Origin of the sequence: Streptomyces sp. NPDC058579 (assembly GCF_042718575.1) — a bacterium.
GTDB lineage: Bacteria > Actinomycetota > Actinomycetes > Streptomycetales > Streptomycetaceae > Streptomyces.
The window spans coordinates 1-1,543 of the sequence record NZ_JBHXPI010000088.1 but is presented as its reverse complement, the minus strand read 5'-3'; the positions used below and the strand labels follow the sequence as shown (position 1 = coordinate 1,543).

Sequence of the window (1,543 nt, the reverse complement as noted above, 5' to 3'; positions counted from 1 at the left end):
CTTTCGGCCCCCCGGGTGTTTGTGTTCGTGTGTTTGTGGCCTTGGGCCCACACTCGTACGCTCGGGTGCAAGCCCTGTTCGAGGACGGGCGGGTCAGATGCGCCGGCCGAAGTAGGCGGCGAGGCGGTCGAATTCGGGGGCGTTGTCGGGTGCGGGCTTGGAGGGGCCGAACATGCCGGTGGCGGCGCGGGCCTCGTCGGGGTAGTTGCCGTACCAGCCGGCCATGGCGGCCTTGACGGCGTCGGGGTCGCCGGTGCGGTCCTGGCCGGTGGCGGTGGCGAGGTCCCAGCCGTGCAGGACGGCCTCCAGGAGGTGCAGGTCGGCGATGCACGGGCCCATGGTGCCGTCGGGCAGCGGCATCTGGCGCTGCAATGCGCCCTCGGTCTGCCAGGCGGCGAGTACGCCCTTGGCGCCCTTGGCGTAGACGTCTCCGGGCTGCTGGTCGCCGATCTGGTCCTGGGCGAAGAGGGAGAAGTCGGGGCCGCCGCCCTGGGCGAGGATGACGTAGTAGGGGTTGCCGGCCACGAGGTGATTGGCCAGGGCGCGAACGTCGAAGTCGTCGCACGGGGTGGGCTTGGCGTACTGGTCGGGCGATACGTTGCCCAGCAGCCCGGCGGTGTGGTTCAGGGCCTTCTCGAGCAGCACGATCTCGGACACGGTTGCGCCTTTCCTCGGGGGGTGTCAGGGGCCCGGGCGGCCACACAGCCGCAGGGCTGCCGGTCGGCTCCAGTACCCATTCGAAGCCCAGGTCGCCGCACCAGCAGCATCAGAGTGCATGGGCTCTAGGGCAGGTTCTGTCCTAAACACCGGCCATCCTGTGACTGAGCGCCGTAGCTGGCCAGGATGGCCAACTGCGGCGCTCAGACAAGCACGGCAGCCGCCGGGAGCTGCCAGGGGGCGGCTACGGGGCCTTCCAGCCAATCGTCACCGCCGCCACGCCCGTGGCTGGTGCTTCCCCCGTCGCCTCGGCCCGCACCGCCGCCGCCGGCAACGTCCTTGGCGCCCCTGCCGCCTTCTCCACCCTTGCCAGGGGCACCTGAGGCGCCGTCACCGCCGAAGTCGATGTGGCTGGTATCGCAGGCGCCAGGGACGTATTCGCCGCCACCTCCCTTGCCGCCCTGGCCGTTGTAGATGAAGGTGAGGGCGCCGCCACCCTCGCCGCCGCCTGCTGTGACGAACCCGTCGACGGTGGTGGCGCCGCCACCGCCGCCACCGGCAGCGGCTTTTTGACTCCCGCCTGCACCGCCCAGGCCGATGTTGGGGCCGCCGGCTCCACCCGGGACTGCGCCGTTGCCGCCCTTGCCGCCAGTGTGGCTGCCCTGGCCACGCTCGCCCGTTGTGGACGCGTCACGACCCTCGCCACCCTGGCCGCCACCCGAGCCAAAGGTGACGCCGGCGTCGGCGGACCCGCCATAACCGGCGACGAAGCCGCTGATGGTGCCACCCCGAGGACGACATCATCTGAGTCGCTCTCCGCATGAAGGTAACGAAGCGCGGGATGCGCCCTCGCCCTCTTGGCTGTCCGGCACCGACCGTTCTCCCA

1 protein-coding gene is annotated in these 1,543 nt (G+C 71.0%); it reads right to left on the bottom strand.

What is annotated here, in order from left to right:
• Nucleotides 1-93: 93 nt before the first annotated feature.
• Nucleotides 94-657 carry a TIGR03086 family metal-binding protein gene (locus tag ACFWRO_RS36975; protein WP_384519071.1) on the bottom strand — a complete coding sequence of 188 codons (564 nt, stop codon included), beginning with the start codon at nt 655-657 and terminating at the stop codon, nt 94-96.
• Nucleotides 658-1,543: the final 886 nt, after the last annotated feature.